The 17,923-nt window shown below is 59.8% G+C and carries 16 protein-coding genes; 3 read left to right on the top strand and 13 right to left on the bottom strand.

The annotated features are described in order from the left end of the window. Window positions 1-5: 5 nt before the first annotated feature. From cybH to CORAM0001_RS02095, 5 genes are all read right to left on the bottom strand, one after another. Window positions 6-1,274 (bottom strand): Ni/Fe-hydrogenase, b-type cytochrome subunit, encoded by a 1,269-nt coding sequence (gene cybH / locus CORAM0001_RS02075; protein WP_050773577.1) that lies wholly within the window; start codon window positions 1,272-1,274, stop codon window positions 6-8. Then, window positions 1,271-3,019: a nickel-dependent hydrogenase large subunit gene (locus tag CORAM0001_RS02080; protein ID WP_005509950.1), complete on the bottom strand. Its 1,749-nt coding sequence runs from the start codon at window positions 3,017-3,019 to the stop codon at window positions 1,271-1,273. Before CORAM0001_RS02080 ends, cybH begins: the two co-directional genes overlap by 4 nt. A gap of 11 nt (window positions 3,020-3,030) precedes the next feature. Next, window positions 3,031-4,269: a hydrogenase small subunit gene (locus CORAM0001_RS02085; RefSeq protein WP_005509923.1), complete on the bottom strand. Its 1,239-nt coding sequence runs from the start codon at window positions 4,267-4,269 to the stop codon at window positions 3,031-3,033. A gap of 325 nt (window positions 4,270-4,594) precedes the next feature. Continuing rightward, window positions 4,595-5,425 carry a hydrogenase nickel incorporation protein HypB gene (gene hypB / locus CORAM0001_RS02090; RefSeq protein ID WP_005509960.1) on the bottom strand — a complete coding sequence of 277 codons (831 nt, stop codon included), beginning with the start codon at window positions 5,423-5,425 and terminating at the stop codon, window positions 4,595-4,597. A gap of 16 nt (window positions 5,426-5,441) precedes the next feature. After that, a complete protein-coding gene (locus tag CORAM0001_RS02095; protein WP_050773582.1) occupies window positions 5,442-5,837 on the bottom strand; it encodes a hydrogenase maturation nickel metallochaperone HypA in 396 nt (131 codons plus the stop codon). Between CORAM0001_RS02095 and hypF the strand changes: the two genes are divergently transcribed. Then, window positions 5,836-8,244 (top strand): carbamoyltransferase HypF, encoded by a 2,409-nt coding sequence (hypF, locus tag CORAM0001_RS02100; protein WP_005509994.1) that lies wholly within the window; start codon window positions 5,836-5,838, stop codon window positions 8,242-8,244. The genes CORAM0001_RS02095 and hypF overlap by 2 nt on opposite strands. On the opposite strand, the gene hypE is transcribed toward hypF, so the two are convergent. Then, window positions 8,241-9,383: a hydrogenase expression/formation protein HypE gene (gene hypE / locus CORAM0001_RS02105; RefSeq protein ID WP_005509839.1), complete on the bottom strand. Its 1,143-nt coding sequence runs from the start codon at window positions 9,381-9,383 to the stop codon at window positions 8,241-8,243. The two genes, hypF and hypE, sit on opposite strands and share 4 nt — an antisense overlap. A 127-nt stretch (window positions 9,384-9,510) precedes the next feature. Here hypE and CORAM0001_RS02110 point away from each other — a divergent pair, with 127 nt between their 5' ends. Together CORAM0001_RS02110 and hypD are read left to right on the top strand one after the other, a co-directional pair. Then, on the top strand, window positions 9,511-9,780 hold the full coding sequence (locus CORAM0001_RS02110) for a HypC/HybG/HupF family hydrogenase formation chaperone (RefSeq protein ID WP_005509948.1): 270 nt from the start codon (window positions 9,511-9,513) through the stop codon (window positions 9,778-9,780). A 15-nt stretch (window positions 9,781-9,795) separates the two neighbouring features. Then, window positions 9,796-10,947 (top strand): hydrogenase formation protein HypD, encoded by a 1,152-nt coding sequence (hypD, locus tag CORAM0001_RS02115; RefSeq protein WP_005509788.1) that lies wholly within the window; start codon window positions 9,796-9,798, stop codon window positions 10,945-10,947. Here the strand turns inward: hypD and CORAM0001_RS02120 are convergent, their stop codons facing one another. The 7 genes from CORAM0001_RS02120 to CORAM0001_RS02150 all read right to left on the bottom strand — a co-directional run bounded on the left by CORAM0001_RS02120 (window position 10,948) and on the right by CORAM0001_RS02150 (window position 17,923). Further along, a complete protein-coding gene (locus CORAM0001_RS02120; RefSeq protein ID WP_005509801.1) occupies window positions 10,948-11,811 on the bottom strand; it encodes an HpcH/HpaI aldolase/citrate lyase family protein in 864 nt (287 codons plus the stop codon). It lies immediately after the preceding gene. A gap of 131 nt (window positions 11,812-11,942) precedes the next feature. Then, a complete protein-coding gene (locus CORAM0001_RS02125) occupies window positions 11,943-13,151 on the bottom strand; it encodes an acetyl-CoA C-acetyltransferase (RefSeq protein WP_005509978.1) in 1,209 nt (402 codons plus the stop codon). 59 nt (window positions 13,152-13,210) lie between these two features. Further along, window positions 13,211-13,879, bottom strand: coding sequence for a CoA transferase subunit B (locus CORAM0001_RS11490; protein WP_005509864.1), 669 nt, complete (start codon window positions 13,877-13,879; stop codon window positions 13,211-13,213). Next, window positions 13,880-14,632, bottom strand: a complete 753-nt coding sequence (locus tag CORAM0001_RS11495; protein ID WP_005509781.1) for a CoA transferase subunit A — start codon at window positions 14,630-14,632, stop codon at window positions 13,880-13,882. A gap of 4 nt (window positions 14,633-14,636) precedes the next feature. Further along, window positions 14,637-16,391: an AMP-binding protein gene (locus CORAM0001_RS02140; protein ID WP_005510003.1), complete on the bottom strand. Its 1,755-nt coding sequence runs from the start codon at window positions 16,389-16,391 to the stop codon at window positions 14,637-14,639. Window positions 16,392-16,494: 103 nt separating this feature from the next. Then, window positions 16,495-17,373 carry an HpcH/HpaI aldolase/citrate lyase family protein gene (locus CORAM0001_RS02145; protein ID WP_005509930.1) on the bottom strand — a complete coding sequence of 293 codons (879 nt, stop codon included), beginning with the start codon at window positions 17,371-17,373 and terminating at the stop codon, window positions 16,495-16,497. Window positions 17,374-17,380: 7 nt separating this feature from the next. After that, entirely contained in the window at window positions 17,381-17,923 is a 543-nt protein-coding gene (locus CORAM0001_RS02150) for a MaoC family dehydratase (protein WP_005510006.1), read from the bottom strand.

The following is a 17,923-nucleotide window of genomic DNA, read 5'->3' on the forward strand; positions in this document are numbered from 1 at the left end:
ATCTCCTATCCAATGCGTGGAGAGTCAACCGGTTGCGTGCCGCGCGGTAGCCAGACAGAGCCACCAATCATCGAGGACAGACCACCGTGGTTGTGCACCGTATCGGAGCGGATGACCAGGTAGACGTGAATGATGGCGAAGAGCCAAATCAGGTACATGATGATTGTGTGAATCAGGCGGAAATAGCCGATGCCAATCCAGTGCGTGGGCATAGCCAACAGCTGGAAGAACCAGTTGGACTGATCCATCATCGCGTATAGCGACAAACCTGTGAGCATCTGAATGAAACACATCACATAAATGCCGGTGTACGCCAGCTGCTGCAGCGGATTGTGTGCGAAGTAGAACGGCCCTTCCTTGCGCAGGAAGAGGTAGTACTGCATCGTGTGCCAGAGGTCTTTAACATCCTGCTTGTTATAAATCGGCCATAGCGCACGCCATCGTGTTTGTCGGTCGTGGGTAACAAACAGCAGAATGACACGCCACAGCCCCACCGCGATCCATAGGAATCCGGCTAAGAAGTGCGCGAAACGGACATATCCCATCGCGAATCCCGCGGCCGAGCCGTCATAGGTGCGCTCGGTCAAATAGGGCTGCATGATATACCATCCGGTAAAGGTCATCACCAACATCAGCGCCAGGTTCAACCAATGCTGAACGCGCAGCGCCCATCCCCACAGGTGAACCTCGACCCACGAACCGGAACCCTTTTTGTTTTCCGCAATGGCCTCGTCGAGTTTCCGCAGCCCCATTGCCACGAATCCTTCGAAGATGAACTCTCCGATGATATTTCCGTCTTTGTCAATGGGCGCAAGCGCGACGCCCATGCTTCGGTGCCCGCGACCATGGTGCATGTTCGCGTTACGACGAAGTAGAACGCCTTCCTCACGGGACATTGTGGATGCCTCGACGACCGCATTCAATTCACCGCGCATGATGGCGACATCGACCGTCTGATCCGCAATGTTGAGGCCATGCACCTTGGCGATGGAGTAACGGCGATCAGGCGTTGCCGGGTCGTAGGAATCCGGAGTCAGTTTCATCAGTGGCGTGCCGTCGAGATGGAAAAGATCGTCACGACGACGACGCAAGCTGACCTTCAGCGCAAGGTCGACAGGATCGCGGGAGTCGTCCGGGACAATTGCTGCGGCCTGAATGACCTCAGATGGCGACAACCAGTGGCTGGTGTGTGCGTCAATAACCGCAATAACCAGGGGGTTGCCCTTGGAATCTTTTAGTCGCAGTTCCGGATTTTCACTCACTGAGGGTGTCATGCCGTCGTCACCTTAAACATTTCCTGACCAGCCGGATCCAAAATGTGGACTGCGCAGGCCATACATGGATCGAAGGAATGAATCGTGCGAAGTGGTTCAAGCGGCTGCTCGGGATCAACCAGCGGATGTGTGCCATCACCAGCCAGCGCGTGCTCGTATGGGCCAAGCTGCCCCTTCGGGTCACGTCCACCGGCCAGCCACGTGGTGGGAACCACGGCTTGGTAGTTGGTCACCTTGCCATTTTCAATCTTGACCCAGTGGCTGAGCATGCCACGAGCTACCTCGAGGAAACCCACGCCCTGGCACTTTTCCGGCCATGAAGTCGGCTCCCAACGGCTGTTGTCGAAGACATCGATGTCGCCGTTCTTCAAGGCCTCAACGAACTCCGGGAAGATGTGGTCTGCCAAGTAATTGGCGGTGGTCACAGACTCCACAGCGCGTGCGTAGGTGCGTCCCGCAGTGGAGTTCATCTGCTCAATGCGCAGGTCGAGCTTATCCATGACCCCGTCGACCAGGCGCATTGTCTCCGGCTCCTTCTGCAGGTATGCCAACAGCACACGTGCAACTGGGCCAACTTGAACAGCGCGACCGTCGTACCGCGGCGCCTTCGACCAGGTGTACTTTTCGTTGTCCGACAGCCACTCATACGGCGGCTTCGGGCCGGTGTAGTTCACAGTTGTTTCGCCGTCGTACGGCTTGAGGCCGACATCATCGCCGGCTTCCTGCGTGTACCAGGCGGAGTTGATGAATTCCTCGATCTTTTCCGGCTGGAATGGGTGGAGCTTGGTGTAGTCACCATCGAGAATGACACCGGGCTTGATGTTTGGATGCACGGTCTGGACACGGGACTTAGCCGGGTCGCCGGAGTAAGTGGCGCCAGCCATGCCTACCGCCAAGAAGCTGTCAGAGGAGCGACCGATGTCGAAGTAGTCCTTGTAAACGCTCATGATGGCAACTGCATCTGGGTAGAAGCAGTCATTGACGAACTCCACAATCTCGTCAATCCAGGACTTGATCTGATCAATGCCGACTTGGTTGACAGTCTCCGAGCGTTCCGGGTCGATGGAGCACGCCATACCGCCGACCAGGAAGTTCGGGTGCGGATTCTTACCGCCGAAGACGGTATTAATCCGGATGATAGAGCGCTGGAAAGCCAAGGCGTCGAGGTAGTGCGACACTGCCATCAGGTTGGCCTCGGGCGGCAAGCGGTAGTCCTCGTGCCCCCAGTAGCCGCCGGTGAAGATGGACAGCTGGCCGGAGTCCACAATGCCCTTCACGGTCTCCTTGACCCGGGCAAAGGTTTCTTCGTTATTGCCCTTCCACGTCGAGCCGATCGACTGCGCGAACTCAACGGTCTTCTTCGGATCTGCCTCGAGAGCCTTCGTGACATCAATCCAGTCCAGACCGTGAAGATGGTAGAAGTGCACGACGTGGTCGTGAATCTCCTGCGAGCCAATCACCAGGTCGCGAATACGACGTGCCTGCGGGGGCGGTGTCGAACCGATGGCATCTTCGACCGCGGCAATGGATGCCACCGAGTGAGTACCGGTGCACACACCACAGATACGACCAACGAACGCCCAGACATCGCGAGGATCGCGGTTTTTCACAATGGTTTCGATACCGCGGAACTGAGTAGTCTCACTCCACGCGGTTTTGATCTGGTTTCCTTCGCGTTCCAGCTCAATGCGAAGGTGTCCCTCGATTCGGGTAATCGGGTCGATTACAACTTTTTCCGTAGCCATGTCCTATGCCCTTAGTTGTCCTTCGAATCGGATGCTGTCTCGCTCTGCGCGCCTGGTGAGTTTGGAGGAAGGTCGACCATCGGTGGCTTCCGTCCTTCCACACCGCCAAACGCAGCCAACACCTTTTCTTCGCCGTTGGAGCGCCTTATCTTCAGTTCCTTCACCAGCGTGAGTCCGCCATGGACCGCGGCACCCGCGGCAGTGGCAGCCAACAGCCCAACGCCGACCTTGTTCACGCTGGACTCCACCCCAACACCCGGGATTCCCGGCAACTTGTCGTAGAACGGAGTGAACTGGTCGAAGAAGTCCTTCTCAGTACAGCCAATGCACGGGTGACCAGCACCGATTGGCCAACCGGACTTAAGGTTCCACTGCACGATTGGGCATGGGCTAAACGTGGATGGCCCCTTACAGCCGACCTCGTAAAGGCACCAGCCGTTGCGTGCACCCTCGTCGTCGAACGTTTTCACGAACTGACCGGCATCGAAATGCGCGCGACGCGGACAGGAGTCGTGAATACGCTGGTCATAGGCGAACTTTGGACGCCCCTCGGCGTCGACCTCCGGAGCCTTGCCATAAGTAAGTACGTACGTCAGGGTGGCCGTAATCACCTCACCAATCGGCGGACAACCGGAGACGTTAATCACCGGTTTGTCCTTGATAATCTCATCGACCCCCTTGGCGCCGGTCGGATTCGGCTTAGCAGCCTGGACAGAACCCCAGACTGCGCAGGCACCAACGGCCAGGATTGCCGTGGCCTTCTCAGCAGCCTCGAGCAGCACCTGTTCTGCCGACTTACCACCAATGGTGCAGTAAGCACCGTTCTCGCCGGTCGGAATCGAGCCATTGACCACCAGAATGTGATCCTCGGCATTCATGTCATCCAAAGCTTTTTCGGCCGCGTGCCCGGACGGTGCCATGAGCAGCTCGTTGTAGTCCATTGAAACCAGATTCAGCACCACGTCTTCAGCAGTAGTGCCTCCGGAACGCAATACGGATTCCATACATCCGGTACATTCCTGCAACTGCAGCCAAGCCACCTTCGGCTTCTTTACAGCCGAGAGCTTATCTGCGATTTCCTCCGCCGAGGGAGTCAGTGACTGCGCTGCGGCCTCACCGACATTTGGAGTTCCGGCGGCAAAAATTGCCGCCATAGTGCCACAAAACTTCATGAAACTGCGCCGTGAGACACCAGCTCTAGCGAGGTTTTCGCCGAGGGTCCCTTCCTGCCAATTCGCGCCACTAATCATTTTTCGCTGCGCCTTCTGCTTAGTTATTAGGAATATTGGTTTCGAGGTTTTACAACTACCCAGGCCCATTGCCTATACATGGCCAAGTATAGCGACCTAAGAACAACCTGAATAATGGTGCTGCGCTGCGGTTATAACAAAATAATATGCAAGATAAATGTTGCGTAAATATTGTTCCAGGTACAGGGAATGAACGTGAAAACCGCCGCAGATTACAGCGGGATATCGCCTATCCCCCACTAAGGTGGAGCGAAACGAGGGGTAGCGGGGTCGTCGTCAAGCATGCCGTAATGCCCCCCATTGCTTCACGACGACCCCAGCGCGCTTAATCAACCAGCGCAGGGTTGACCCAACGGAGCCATTCGTCGATGCCCTCCCCGGTCTTAGCGGAGACCTCAATCACCTTCACCCCTGGATTGACCTTCTCCAGATTGGCGCGGAAGAGCTCCATATCGAAGTCGAGGTACGGGGCAAGATCCATCTTGTTGATAACCACTACCTGCACAGAGCGGAACATCACCGGGTACTTGACCGGCTTATCCTCCCCCTCTGTGAGGGAGTAGACCATTGCCTTGCGAGTCTCACCGACCTCAAACTCGGCCGGACAGACGAGGTTTCCCACATTTTCAATCATGACCAGGTCGAGCGTGGACAGATCCAGCCCCTCGAGTGCGCGGGAGACCATCGGGGCGTCCAAGTGACATTCGCCACCGAATCCATTGCCCGTGTTCAGCAGCGAAATCTGTGCCCCGTAGCCCTCCAGGCGGTTGGCGTCGAGCGCAGTCTCAATATCGCCTTCGATAATGCCGACGCGCAACTTGCCCTGTGCAGCCGCCAGCGTCTTCTCCAGCAATGCGGTCTTGCCCGAGCCCGGGGAGCTCATCAGGTTGATGGCTTCCACGCCATGGTCGGCGAGCAGCTCGCGATTGTGCTCGGCGCGGTGATCGTTTTCGCTGAAGATGTCCTCGAGGATGGTCACGCGTTCCACGCCGGTTTCATAACCCGAGTGGTCACCGTGGCTAGTGTCATCGGGGTCGGCAAGATGAACATGGTCATGGCCGTGGTGGTGGTCATGGCCGTGGTGGTGGTCGTGGTCATGATGATGGTGGTGATGGTGGTGTGCGTCATCGCCGTCATGCCGGTGGAAACGTCCCATGATAAAACCGTCTTTCCTACTTGTGCGTGTCGACGTCGATGTCGACGATTGTGAACTCTTCCCCCGAGATTACGCGTCCCGGCTTTCCACACGTGGGGCACAGCAGCCCGTCGAGTGGCCCCACTTGTTCGCGATGCCCGTGCGCGCATTCGACAACCGCAGGTACCCAGTCGATCTCCAACTTCGCGTGCCCCAAACCGGTATCGCGACTAACGAATTCCCACGCATATGAAAGGGTTTCTGGAACAACCTGCCGTAGAGCGCCTATCCGCAGGTGCACAGTGCGTACAGTTCGACCTTCGGCTGCTCTCGTGACAACCTTCGCCAACTGCATGCTCAACGCTACTTCGTGCACAATCTCCAAACTAGCAGTGCGAACGGACCCGAGCCGCTTACGTAAAGTTGAGCACATGGAAAAGGCAGGCACGACCGGGGCGGGGATGGGTACGAGTATTCAACGCATTCGCTGGCGTATCGAAGGAATCGTCCAGGGGGTCGGATTCCGCCCTTTTGTCGCCACCATCGCCCGGCGCGCGGGTCTCGTTGGCTTCTGCGGCAACGATGAGCAGGGCGTATTCATCGAGGTAGAAGGCACGTCGGACGCCCTCGCGGCCTTCTGCAGCCAGCTTTTCACCGAACTGCCGGCGCTTGCCCGCATCATCAATCACTCAGCTGAGCCGGTCGCGGTGCTCGGTCATGAGCACGAGTTCACCATCGTGCCCTCTCGCCACAGCTACTCCGGCCGCGCGCTGCTTCCGCCTGACACTGCACTGTGCCCGGACTGCCGCCGTGAGTTTTTCGACCCTACCAACCCGCGCTACCTCTACCCTTTCATCTCCTGCACCAACTGCGGGCCGCGTCTGTCCATCATCACTGAACTGCCCTACGACCGCCCGCGCACCACTATGGCGGCCTTTCCGATGTGCACCCCGTGTGAGCGCGAATACACCGATCCCACCGACCGCCGCTATCACGCCCAGCCAATCAGCTGCTTCGACTGTGGCCCGCGTCTGAGCTGGCACGATGCAGGCGACACCACCACCGCTACCTCCCGCGAGGAGGTTCTCGCTCTCTTTCGTCGCGCACACGCGCTGCTTGACGACGGCGCCCTGCTCGCCGTCAAAGGTATTGGTGGTTTTCACCTGGTCTGCGATGCCACCAATGACGCTGCCTGCGAGAAACTGCGGCTGCGCAAGCGTCGACCCGACAAGCCATTGGCGGTAATGGCTCCCACTGTTGACACCGCGGCCCAACTGGTTGAGTTAACTGAACAGGAGAAGCGTTTCCTCGACTCGCCTGAGGCGCCGATTGTGATCGCACCGAAGCAGCGGTCGGGGCCGCTTTCCAATCTCATCGCACCGGGCCTCGACAGCTTCGGCATTATGCTTCCGTACTCAGGCATTCACCTGCTGCTTTGTGATCGCCCACTCGTGGTCACTAGCGGCAACCTCAGTGGCGAGCCCGTGTGTACCGACAATGCCGACGCGTTGAAGAAGCTCGGTCACATCGCCGACGCTTTCATCCTCCACGACCGCGAAATCCACGTACCCGTTGAAGATTCGGTGTTCATCGGCACCGCCCCATCGCGCCGGTCCCGCGGCTTCGCTCCCATCCCCGTTTCAATCACGGCCACCGATTCTCGTAGCCACACGAGCACTGGCCCTGGCTCCGCCACTGGCCCCGGCATCAGCGTCCGTTGTACCTCCCAACCCACCATTTTCGCGACTGGCGGGGAGCTGAAGAACACTTTCGCTATCGCGCATGGGGACCTCGCTCACGTCTCCGCACACATTGGCGACATGGGTTCGTGGGCCAGCCAAAAGGCCTACCAGAGGGCAGTTGACCAGCTCCTTTCCATGCGCGATGCGACCCCGGAGCTTGTCGTCTGCGATCTTCATCCGGGCTACGCCACTACCGCCTTCGCCGAACGCTTCGCCGCCGAGCACGACATCGAGCTCCTCGCGGTTCAGCACCACTTTGCACACGCGCTTTCCCTACTCGCTGAACACCGCCTCCTCTCCCCGAACGCGGACCGCGCCGTCGTCGCCACCCTCGACGGCACCGGATATGGCACCGATGGCTCCATCTGGGGCGGCGAGATCCTCACGCTCAGTCGCAGTTCCGCAAACTGGGAACGCACCTGGCACTGCCCCACTTTCCCGTTGGTCGGCGGCGATCGTGCCGTCACGCACCCGTGGCGGCTCGCCCTCGGTCTCACTCACGCATGGGAGCTTGACGACGACCACCTCCTGCGCAACCTCTCCAACGAGCGCGAAGTAGCCCTGGTTAAAAGCCAGTTGGCGACGGGAGTAGGCACAGTGCAAACTTCTTCTCTCGGCCGCATATTCGATGCCGCCGCAGCACTGCTGCTTCCTCGCTGGCGCGGTGGCGGGGCCATCAGCTACGAGGCGCAAGCGGCCATGGAGTTGGAGGCAGCTGCGACTCGCTACGTGCGGTCACATGCGGAAGCACTCGGAGCAGTCAGTTCAGAAACCAAGTCGGAGCACCTCCAGGAGGTCATCCGGGAGGCGGTAGCATCGCCTGACGTTGAGCAGGCCGCCTTTGTATTTCACAGTGGGGTCGCGGGCCTCGTCGGCAAGCGGTTGGTGCAGGCGGCGGAGAAATCCGGCACCGATGTTGTCGGCGTCAGCGGGGGTTGCGCGAATAATGCGCTGTTGATGGAGCTGCTGCGGCATGAAGTTGCAACTGAGGGCTTTACCCTGTTGCAGCATCAAATTGTGCCGCCGGGCGATGGCGGTTTGAGTCTTGGCCAAGCGGTGGCCGGTCGCCTGCTGGCGGCAACCGGCATGGATTTCTAGCAGATGCGCGGCAGCGGGTCGCCGACCAACATGTCCACCATGCGGGTGCCGCCGAATCCGGTCACCAGCACCACGGAAGCGGCGGGCTCGTCCTCGATGGAGCCGATATCACGAGCCTCGGAAGCTCCGGCTGCGTGGAGTGCACTGAGCGCTGCCTCGGATTGCTCGGCGGGGACAACGGCGACGAAGGTGCCTTCGTTGGCGACATAGAGCGGATCGATGCCGAGCATGTCACAGGCGCCGCGGGTCATTTCGCGGACCGCAACGGATTCGTCGTCAAGCACGACGCCGAGACCGGTGCCGCGGGCGAGCTCGTTGGCGACCGTTCCGAGGCCGCCGCGGGTCGCATCGCGCATCCAGCGAGTGCCGGGTGCAGCTTCAAGTAGCGCTTCGACCAGACCGTTGACTGCACGGGTATCGGACTCGATAGGCGCGGCCAGAGCCAAGTCGCCGCGGGCGAGCATGACGGCCATGCCGTGATCGGCGATTGGACCGGAGACGAGGATGCGGTCTCCGGCCTCGATGTTTGCGTAGACAGATCCTTCCGTAGCGGCACCGGCGTAGTCGCCGCGGACTACACCCACCCCGGCAGTGGTGATGTAGACCCGGTCACCTGCGCCCTTCGGCACAACCTTGGTGTCGCCGGCAACGATGCTCACCCCTGCGGCATCGGCAGCGGTGCGCATACTCGCCACGATGCGGCGCAGAGTCGCAATCTCCAGCCCCTCTTCCAGAATGAACGATGCGGTCAGCGCCAGTGGCCTGGCGCCGGCTACCGCCAGATCGTTGATTGTGCCGTTGACGGCCAAATCCCCGATGTTGCCGCCCGGGAACTCGATGGGATTGACAACATAGGAGTCGGTGGACATTGCCAGCCGCGCCCCGCCATGTGCAGAAGCTGCCGCAGCTTCGACGACGGCATCAGCGGCGAAGAGCCCGGAGTCGCCACCCTGCCCTAGAATTTCATTGCCATAGGCGTCGAAAAAGACCTGTTCAACCAGAGCTGCGGATGCCTTTCCACCGGAGCCGTGCTGCAGGGTGACGTAATCGTCGAGAAGCCTGAACGGACGTGCCCGAACGCGACCAATATTGGTGTTTACCTTGGCTTCGTTGGTGTTCAGACGATTCTTCGGCTGCATGGCTACATATCCTTAAACTGCACGGCTACGAGGCGGACAATGACAAATTGCGCAACTCATACTCCAAATACGAGGCGCACTGACCCTGATGGTAGTCTCGAAAAGTATTGCAAACGAGGAGAAGCGTATGTGTCTTGGTGTCCCTGCAGTGATTACAGAAGTCCACGATGCGGCCCGCGCAACAGTTGAAATTGGTGGTGTCGCACGCATGATTTCCACCGATTTACTCGTCGATGAGGACCTCACACAAGGTGATTGGGTTCTCGTACATGTCGGTTTCGCCATGAGCAAAATCGATGAGGAAGAGGCCACACTCTCCCTCCAGCAGATTAAACAACTGGGCGGCGACACATATGAAGATGAGTTGGAATCCTTCTCATCGTCACAAATCAACTGAGGGCAATAAGACATCATGAAATATGTCGACGAATTCCGTGATCCCGCTGCTGCCAAGAAGCTGCTCGCGCGCATTGAGCGCGACGCAAAAAAACTGAACAATCCCATTGCGCTCATGGAGGTTTGCGGCGGGCATACGCACACCATCTACCGCTACGGTTTAGAAAACCTTCTGCCCGATAACATCGAGCTCATCCACGGCCCCGGCTGCCCCGTCTGCGTCATCCCCATGGGTCGCGTCGACGATGCCATTTGGCTGGCACAGCAGGAAGACGTCATTTTCACGACCTTCGGCGACATGATGCGTGTGCCGGGGTCCGAAACGTCGCTGATGCAGGCACGTGCGCGCGGCGCCGATGTGCGTTTTGTCTACTCGCCTCTCGACGCGCTGAAGATCGCCACCGATAACCCCGATAAGCAGGTTGTTTTCTTCGCCGTTGGGTTTGAGACCACCGCCCCGTCGACAGCCGTGACCATTGAGGCCGCGCGCCGGCAGGGAGTGGAAAACTTCTCCGTATTTTCCAACCACGTGCTCATCGAGCCGCCACTGCGCGCCATCGTCAACGGCGGCGAAACCAAAGTCGATGGTTTCATCGGCCCAGGTCACGTGGCTACTACCACCGGCACGGACGCTTTTGAGTTCCTGCCGCGCGAGTTCAATCTGCCAGTGGCGGTCACCGGTTTTGAGCCATTGGATGTACTCCAGGCCGTCGTCATGCTGCTGGATCAATTCGTCAGCGGCGACGTTGCTGCCGGTAGGTCGCGGGTGGACAACCAGTACGCGCGCGTTGTGCGCTCCTCCGGCAACACCACCGCGCAGAAGCTCATGGACCGCGTCTTTGCCCTCCGCGACACCTTCGAGTGGCGCGGTCTCGGCTGGATTGAAAACTCCGGCCTCGGCATCTCTGAGGAATACGCAGCATTCGATGCCGAGCGCCGTTTCCAGGTGCCGGGGCGCCGTATCCCAGACCCCGTGACCTGCGAATGCGGATCTGTGCTCACCGGCCACATCAAGCCGTGGCAATGCGCGGTCTTCGGCACCGCCTGCACCCCGGCGACCCCCATCGGCACCTGCATGGTCTCCCCCGAAGGCGCTTGTGCGGCGTACTACAACTTCGGCCGCATCGACCGGAAAGTCACCGAGAACCTGGCGAAATCCCGCCGCTAGTTACTCCGAAATCCCCGCACGCGCAAGCGCTGCCACGGCTTGCTTTACGACGGGCGCGTCAATCATCTCGCCATCGAGCTGGAAGGCGCCAGTGTGCGTACCTGCGTGATCGACAATCTTCCGGGCGCGGGCGAGCGTTGCTTCCGACGGCTTATATGCCTTGCGCACCGGCGGCACCATCGCCGGGTGGATGCAGGCCGTAGCCAAGAAACCACAGCCCACGGCATCGAGAGCCTCTAGGTACTGGCCGCGCTCATCGCGAAAGTCAGTATGAACGGCGTCAATGGCGGCAATACCCGCTGCAGCTGCATGCACCTGAACGAGTGCACGAGCCAATCGCTGCGGATCGCGGTAGTGGCGACGAGGATTTTCATCCACACTCTGGCGCGAGGACACCCCACCGAGTTCGGCGGTCAGGTCTTCGGCACCCCAGAACAGACCCACAACGTCCGGGTGCGTGGCAATCTGCTGGATATTAATCATGGCCTGCGGGGTTTCAATCATCGCGATGATCTTCAACCCTTCGAGCTCTGCGGGGATGGAGCCTCGAATCTTGGGCACCATGACGATGTCGTAGTCACATGTACGGGCAAAGGCGACATCCTCCGCGAAGGTCGGAGTCCCAGGACCGGTAATCCGAAGAATAGTCGCCTCCGGGTCGAGCGGATTGTTGATGATGTTCGCACGTGCCTGCTCGTGATTGTCAACGGCAGCGCCGTCCTCCAGGTCAATAATGACCATGTCCGATCGTTCAGCAGCTTTCTGGAAACGTTCCGGACGGTCAGCCGGGGCGAAGAGTAGCGCCGGGCCAGAGGGAAGCCAAGGGAAGGACTGTTCACCATCGAGGGAGCTAAAGCCTGTCATAGCTCCTAACCTAATTGAAAACTCGAATCACCTTCGCGCAGGGGCTCCCCCAGGAGGCAACAAAACCCGCGTTGTGGGGTCCATAGAGCGGAAACCACAACGCGGGTTTGCTGAGTTTTTAACCTAAGCGATTAGTCGCGGTACAGCAGCAGCGCGTCGCCCTGGCCGCCGCCACCACACAGGGACACACCAGCGCGACCCGAACCGCGACGGTTCAGCTCCATTGCAGCGGTCAGAGTCAGGCGGGCACCGGAGCAGCCAATCGGGTGGCCGAGGGCAATCGCGCCACCGTGGATGTTGGTCTTTTCCAGCGGGTAGTCCAGCTCACGCAGGGACTTGACAGCCACCGCACCAAATGCCTCGTTAATCTCGATGAAGTCAAGCTCCTGCGCGTCCCACTCAGCGCGACGCAGGGCCTCCTTCAAAGAGTCCGCCGGCTGAGCGTGCAGGGAGTTATCCGGACCTGCGGTCTGGCCGGCCTTGCCCACAACTGCGAGGTAGTCCAGGCCGTGCTTCTCTGCGTAGGCACGCGATGCCAGCACAACTGCTGCGGCACCGTCGGAAATCGGCGAGGAGTTACCGGCAGTGATGGTGCCGTTTTCTTTCAGGAAGACCGGACGCAGCTTAGCCAGGGTCTCCACAGTGGTCTCCGGGCGAATGCCCTGGTCGGTGTCGACAACTACCGGGTCACCCTTGCGCTGCGGAATCTCGATTGGAGCGATTTCCTGCGCGAAAATACCGTCTTCCTGCGCCTTGGCTGCACGCTGGTGAGAAGCGGCCGCAACTTCGTCCTGCTGCTCGCGGCTAATGCCGAGGTCGTTGTTCGGACCGTCGGTAAGCGTACCCATGGACACACCATCGAATGAGTCGACCAGACCGTCGCGCTCCAAGGTGTCCTCCAGCTTCAGCGCACCGAAGGACTTACCCTGACGAACACCGCGTGCAACGTGCGGAGCGTGCGTCATGGACTCCTGACCACCTGCAACAACGACGTCTGCGTCACCGAGACGAATCAGGCGAGCGGCGTGAATGACAGCGTTTAGGCCCGAGAGGCAGACTTTGTTAACGATCTCAGCGGTCGTATTCCATGGCAGACCTGCCTTAATGGCGACCTGTCGGGCCGGGTTCTGGCCAGCGCCTGCGAGAATCACCTGGCCCAGAACGACGTGCTGAACCTCTTCCGGGGCAACGCCGGAACGCTGGACAGCGTGCTTGACAGCATGTGCGCCGAGTTCGACGGAAGTAAGCGGTGCCAGCTGGCCGAGCAGCTTGCCCTGCGGGGTACGGGCACCGGCGAGGATAACGACATCATTCGGGCTGGGAGCTGGAAGGTTACTCATGGATGGTTTTCTCCTAAGTCAAAACTGATGAGTGTGGACTGACCATGATTGCTGCGTATTTAATTCTCGAGGTCAACCACGTATGCGGCTTCGGTGTTGGCCTCGATATCGGCCAGCGTCACCCCAGGTGCCAGCCTGCGTAGCACCAGGTGATCATCAGCGACATCGAAGCTTCCCAGGTTGCTAATAATCCTTTTCACTACTTTTGCACCTGTGAGGGGCAGTTCGCAGGCTTTTACCAATTTTGGTTTGCCATCTTTGGAAACATGATCGGTCAAAACCACCACTCGAGGGGTACCGGCGACCAAGTCCATCGCGCCGCCCATGCCTTTGACCATCTTTCCCGGAATCATCCAGTTGGCCAGGTCACCGCACTGGCTAACCTCCATCGCACCCAACACGGCCATTTTCACGGCACCGCCGCGAATCATGCCGAAGCTGGTGGCGGAGTCGAAGATTGCCGCGCCCGGCACCAATGTCACGGTCTGCTTACCCGCATTGATGAGGTCAGCGTCCTCTTCACCTTCGTATGGGAAGGCGCCCATTCCCAGAATTCCGTTTTCACTCTGCAGCAGAACGCGCACGCCTTCGGGAATATGGTTTGCCACCAGTGTCGGAATGCCGATACCCAGATTCACATAGTCGCCATCGCGCAGCTCTTCAGCGGCCTGCTGTGCCATCTCGTCACGGCTCCAGCCTTTGTCCATAATTGTCTTCGCAGGTGCCATTTAAATCTCCTCCCCTGCTGCCGCGTCACCGGCATCGTGGCTGGAAGCGGTATTGCGTGGCCGAGTTGTGCGCTTTTCAATGAGCTTCTCGCGGCCGTCACCGCGAACGATGTGCTGGATATACACACCCGGAGTCATCACCCGATCCGGGTCGATCTCACCGCGGCCAAGCAAGTGCTCCACCTCCGCGACGGTCACCTTGCCGGATGCTGCGCACAGCGGGTTGAAGTTCTGCGCGGTCCGGCGATAGACAAGGTTGCCGTCAATATCGCCGTGGTAGGCGTGCACCAGGCCGATGTCGGCAACGATGCCACGCTCCTGCACGTAGGTCTGTCCGTCGAAGTCGGCGTGAGGCTTGCCCTCTGCAACGAGCGTGCCGACGCCGGTTGCGGTGTAGAACGCGGGAATACCTGCGCCACCTGCGCGAAGCCGCTCTGCCAGAGTGCCCTGTGGGGTGAACTCCACCTCGATTTCGCCTTCGAGGTACTGGCGGGCAAACTCCTTGTTCTCACCGACATAGGAGGCCACGACCTTTGCCACCTGCTTGTTCTCCAGCAGAATGCCCAGCCCAGTGCCGTCAATGCCCATGTTGTTGGACACGATGGTGAGGTCTTTTGCCCCGGAGTCACGCACGCCCTCGATGAGGGTATACGGCACACCACACAGGCCGAAACCGCCGACTGCCAGGGTCATTCCATCAGTGACGAGGCCTGCGACAAACTCGCGGCCGGTCTGATCAGTTGCTTTTGACATTGTTCTACACCCAGCCCAGGATTCGCGGAGCCATCTCACGCATCTCTACCTTGCGTACCTTGCCCGACGCGGTCATCGGGAACTCCTCAACGACGTGGACGTAGCGCGGAATCTTGTGGCGCGATAGCTTGCCGTGGGCAAAGGCGGCCACATCCTCGGCGGTGAGGTCTTCCACATCGTCGTGCAGAATGACCCATGCCATGATCTCTTCGCCGTACTTGTCATCCGGCACACCGATGACCTGTGCATCAACGACAGCCGGGTGGGTGAACAGGAACTCTTCAATCTCGCGCGGGTAGATATTCTCACCACCGCGGATGAGCATGTCCTTAATACGTCCGGTGATGGACAGGTAGCCCTCGTCGTCAAGCACACCCAAGTCTCCGGTATGCATCCAACCGTCGGCGTCGATGGCCTCGGCGGTCTTTTCCGGGTGCTCCCAGTACTCCTTCATAACGGAGTATCCGCGAACGACAACCTCGCCCTGTTCGCCACGCGGCAACGTCTCGCCGGTTTCTTCACAAATGATGCGGGCTTCCAGGTGCGGCATGATCTGGCCGACGGTGTTGACGCGCTTTTCCAGCGGGGAATCCGCGCGGGTCTGGAAGGACACCGGCGAGGTCTCCGTCATGCCGTAACAGATGGCAATCTCGCGCATATTGAGCTTGTCCATCACATCACGCATGGTCTTCGACGGACACGAGGTACCTGCCATCACACCTGTGCGGAGCATCGACAGGTCGTAGGGAGAGCCGTATTCCTCCTGGTCGTGGGCTTCTTCAAGCTCATTGATGAACATCGTCGGCACGCCGTAGAGGCTGGTGGCCTTGGCCGAGTGCACAGCCTTGAGGGTTTCACGCGCCTTAAACGACGGAGCCGGAATGACAATAGCGGCACCGTGGGTGAAGGCCGCAAATGTGCCGATCACCATGCCGAAGGTGTGGAAGAACGGCACCGGCACACAGATGCGGTCGGTCTCGGTGTAGCCCAACAGCTCACCGATGAAGTATCCATTGTTCAGCAGGTTGCGGTGCGTCAGCGTAGCGCCCTTGGGAAAGCCTGTCGTGCCCGAGGTGAACTGGATGTTGATCGGATCATCCGGCTTCAGCTGGGAGGTGTACTCGCTCAGGTCGTCGATTTCGCTGTGCATGTGCTCGTACCACTCGGAGGAGCCGAAGTAGATGACCTTGTCCAGGCGCACACCGCGCTGCTTGGAGGCCTCGATCAGCATGGTTCGGTAATCGGAGTCCTTGTAGCGGCGGGCGGCAAACACCATACGCACACCTGCCTTTTCCAGCACGTAGTTCAGCTCGTGTTGGCGGTAAGCCGGGTTGATGTTGACCAGCACCAGGCCGATGTGGTGGCACGCGTACTGCACCACGGTCCACTCCCAGCGGTTGGTGGACCAAATGCCGATGCGGTCTCCCGGTCGGTAGCCCGCGCGGATGAAAGCACTGGCCAGACGCAGAACTCGGTTGTAGAAACGTTCAAAGGTAAAGGAGACATCCGCGTAGACGTCAACCACGGCGTCGCGGGACGGGAATTTCTCCACAATCGCACGCAGGTTCTCACCGAGAGTTTCATCGCGAAGTGGAGCGGCACCTTGCTCGACACCGGCGCCGAACACGTGGCTCATCTTGTTGCCATCGGCATCGACAACATCCTTGCCGTATGGTGCCGGCACAGTGGTGAAGCCCTCCGGCAGCTTCGAAGGATCAGCAGTGCGCTGTTCTGCGTGGTTCTTCAAAGTCGCGGTCATGGGGGAGATCTCCTTGGTTTAAGTGACTCCGCATAGTGCGGAGTGTGAGAGGGGAAATGTGTTCTTTAGGGGGATAGATCAGTGGTCGTTACCGGCCGTGGGACTAACCGGTTACAGCAGCTCGCCGAGCAATGGCTTCTGCTTGGCGGAAGAGCGGCGCATCCACCATCTGGCCGTCAAAGCTGAAGGCGCCGGTGTTCTTTTCCGCTTCCGCCAAGAGCCGACGCGCCCAGTCGATCTCCTCGTCGCTGGGGCGATAAGCCTGGCGGATTGTCGGGACCTGACCTGGGTGGATACAGACGGTGGCGGCAAATCCCAGCGCAGCGGCATCTGCTGCCTCCGCAGCTAGCCCATCCGCGTCGGAGATATTGGCGTAGATGGAGTCCAGACTGGCCTTACCGTGCGCCGCTGCCGCCAGGTGAACGTGGCTGCGGGTATGTACCGCCACACTGCGGTAGCTACCCGCATGGATACGGCCCGGCGCGAGTGCCGCCTCTCCTTCGCTAAAGCGTGATGACGTTCCCGCCAATCCCGCCACCAGGTCCTCTGCGCCCCAAAACAGCGCAACGACGCCATCGGCCTGCGCCAGCTCTTCGGCGCGCATGACCCCAAGCGGAGTTTCGATAAGGGCAATGACCTGGGTCTTCTCCCCCAGTGCTGCTACCAACTCATCCACTTGCTGCGCCGAGGAAGCCTTGGGCAGCATCACCTGGCGGAAAGCGGTGCCACGCAACATGTCAATATCCGCTGCGTAGTCCTCAACCTCCGGTGGATTGACACGCACAATGGTGCGGGCCGGATCGAGGTCACAGGAGGCGATAGCCTCGCGGGCCGCCTCCCGGTTTTCTGCGCGACAGCCGTCCTCCAGGTCCAGGATCACCATGTCGGCACGGTCAGCAGCTTTAGCGAACCGTTCCGGCCTGTCTGCCGGCGCAAACAGAATTGCAGGGCCCAGGGGCTGCCAGGGGTTATGCGTAGACATGGGCAACTCACTTCCCTGCTGAAGCTGCGTTCTCGGAGCCGTCGTCAAGCGAAGTCGGTGCGCATTGGACGAGCGTGGAGCGGACTGCGCGGCAGACGACAGTGCCGTCCTGATTGCGTCCGATGTGCTCGAGCTCGACAATGCCCTGGTTGGGGCGGGACTTGGACAGTCGTTTGTTACGGCAGACCGTCTCTGCATACAGAGTGTCGCCGTGGAACATCGGTGCGGGAAACGCCACTTCGGTGAAGCCGAGGTTGGCGACGATGGTGCCGAGCGTCAGCTGCCCGACAGACAGCCCGACAACCGTCGACAGCGTCCACATAGAATTGACCAAGCGCTCGCCCCCGAATCCCGGCTGCTGGCTCGACCAGTGCGCATCCAGATGCAGTGGCTGGGTGTTCATGGTCAGCGTCGTGAACAGGACGTCATCGGTTTCCGTGACGGTGCGCCCCGGACGGTGCAGGTAACGCGCCCCGACCTCGTACTCTTCGAACCACAGTCCGCGCTGGACGACGTCGCGGGTGACTTCGGTCGCGTTGTTGTCAGACAT

This window comes from Corynebacterium amycolatum SK46 (assembly GCF_000173655.1).
Lineage (GTDB): Bacteria > Actinomycetota > Actinomycetes > Mycobacteriales > Mycobacteriaceae > Corynebacterium > Corynebacterium amycolatum_A.

What these genes read in the sequence shown, in the direction of transcription:
- cybH (WP_050773577.1), bottom strand. Translation starts at nt 1,274, where the DNA reads ATGACACCCTCAGTGAGTGAAAATCCGGAACTGCGACTAAAAGATTCC.
- CORAM0001_RS02080 (WP_005509950.1), bottom strand. Translation starts at nt 3,019, where the DNA reads ATGGCTACGGAAAAAGTTGTAATCGACCCGATTACCCGAATCGAGGGA.
- CORAM0001_RS02085 (WP_005509923.1), bottom strand. Translation starts at nt 4,269, where the DNA reads ATGATTAGTGGCGCGAATTGGCAGGAAGGGACCCTCGGCGAAAACCTC.
- hypB (WP_005509960.1), bottom strand. Translation starts at nt 5,425, where the DNA reads ATGGGACGTTTCCACCGGCATGACGGCGATGACGCACACCACCATCAC.
- hypF (WP_005509994.1), top strand. Translation starts at nt 5,836, where the DNA reads ATGGAAAAGGCAGGCACGACCGGGGCGGGGATGGGTACGAGTATTCAA.
- CORAM0001_RS02095 (WP_050773582.1), bottom strand. Translation starts at nt 5,837, where the DNA reads ATGTGCTCAACTTTACGTAAGCGGCTCGGGTCCGTTCGCACTGCTAGT.
- hypE (WP_005509839.1), bottom strand. Translation starts at nt 9,383, where the DNA reads ATGCAGCCGAAGAATCGTCTGAACACCAACGAAGCCAAGGTAAACACC.
- CORAM0001_RS02110 (WP_005509948.1), top strand. Translation starts at nt 9,511, where the DNA reads ATGTGTCTTGGTGTCCCTGCAGTGATTACAGAAGTCCACGATGCGGCC.
- hypD (WP_005509788.1), top strand. Translation starts at nt 9,796, where the DNA reads ATGAAATATGTCGACGAATTCCGTGATCCCGCTGCTGCCAAGAAGCTG.
- CORAM0001_RS02120 (WP_005509801.1), bottom strand. Translation starts at nt 11,811, where the DNA reads ATGACAGGCTTTAGCTCCCTCGATGGTGAACAGTCCTTCCCTTGGCTT.
- CORAM0001_RS02125 (WP_005509978.1), bottom strand. Translation starts at nt 13,151, where the DNA reads ATGAGTAACCTTCCAGCTCCCAGCCCGAATGATGTCGTTATCCTCGCC.
- CORAM0001_RS11490 (WP_005509864.1), bottom strand. Translation starts at nt 13,879, where the DNA reads ATGGCACCTGCGAAGACAATTATGGACAAAGGCTGGAGCCGTGACGAG.
- CORAM0001_RS11495 (WP_005509781.1), bottom strand. Translation starts at nt 14,632, where the DNA reads ATGTCAAAAGCAACTGATCAGACCGGCCGCGAGTTTGTCGCAGGCCTC.
- CORAM0001_RS02140 (WP_005510003.1), bottom strand. Translation starts at nt 16,391, where the DNA reads ATGACCGCGACTTTGAAGAACCACGCAGAACAGCGCACTGCTGATCCT.
- CORAM0001_RS02145 (WP_005509930.1), bottom strand. Translation starts at nt 17,373, where the DNA reads ATGTCTACGCATAACCCCTGGCAGCCCCTGGGCCCTGCAATTCTGTTT.
- CORAM0001_RS02150 (WP_005510006.1), bottom strand. Translation starts at nt 17,923, where the DNA reads ATGTCTGACAACAACGCGACCGAAGTCACCCGCGACGTCGTCCAGCGC.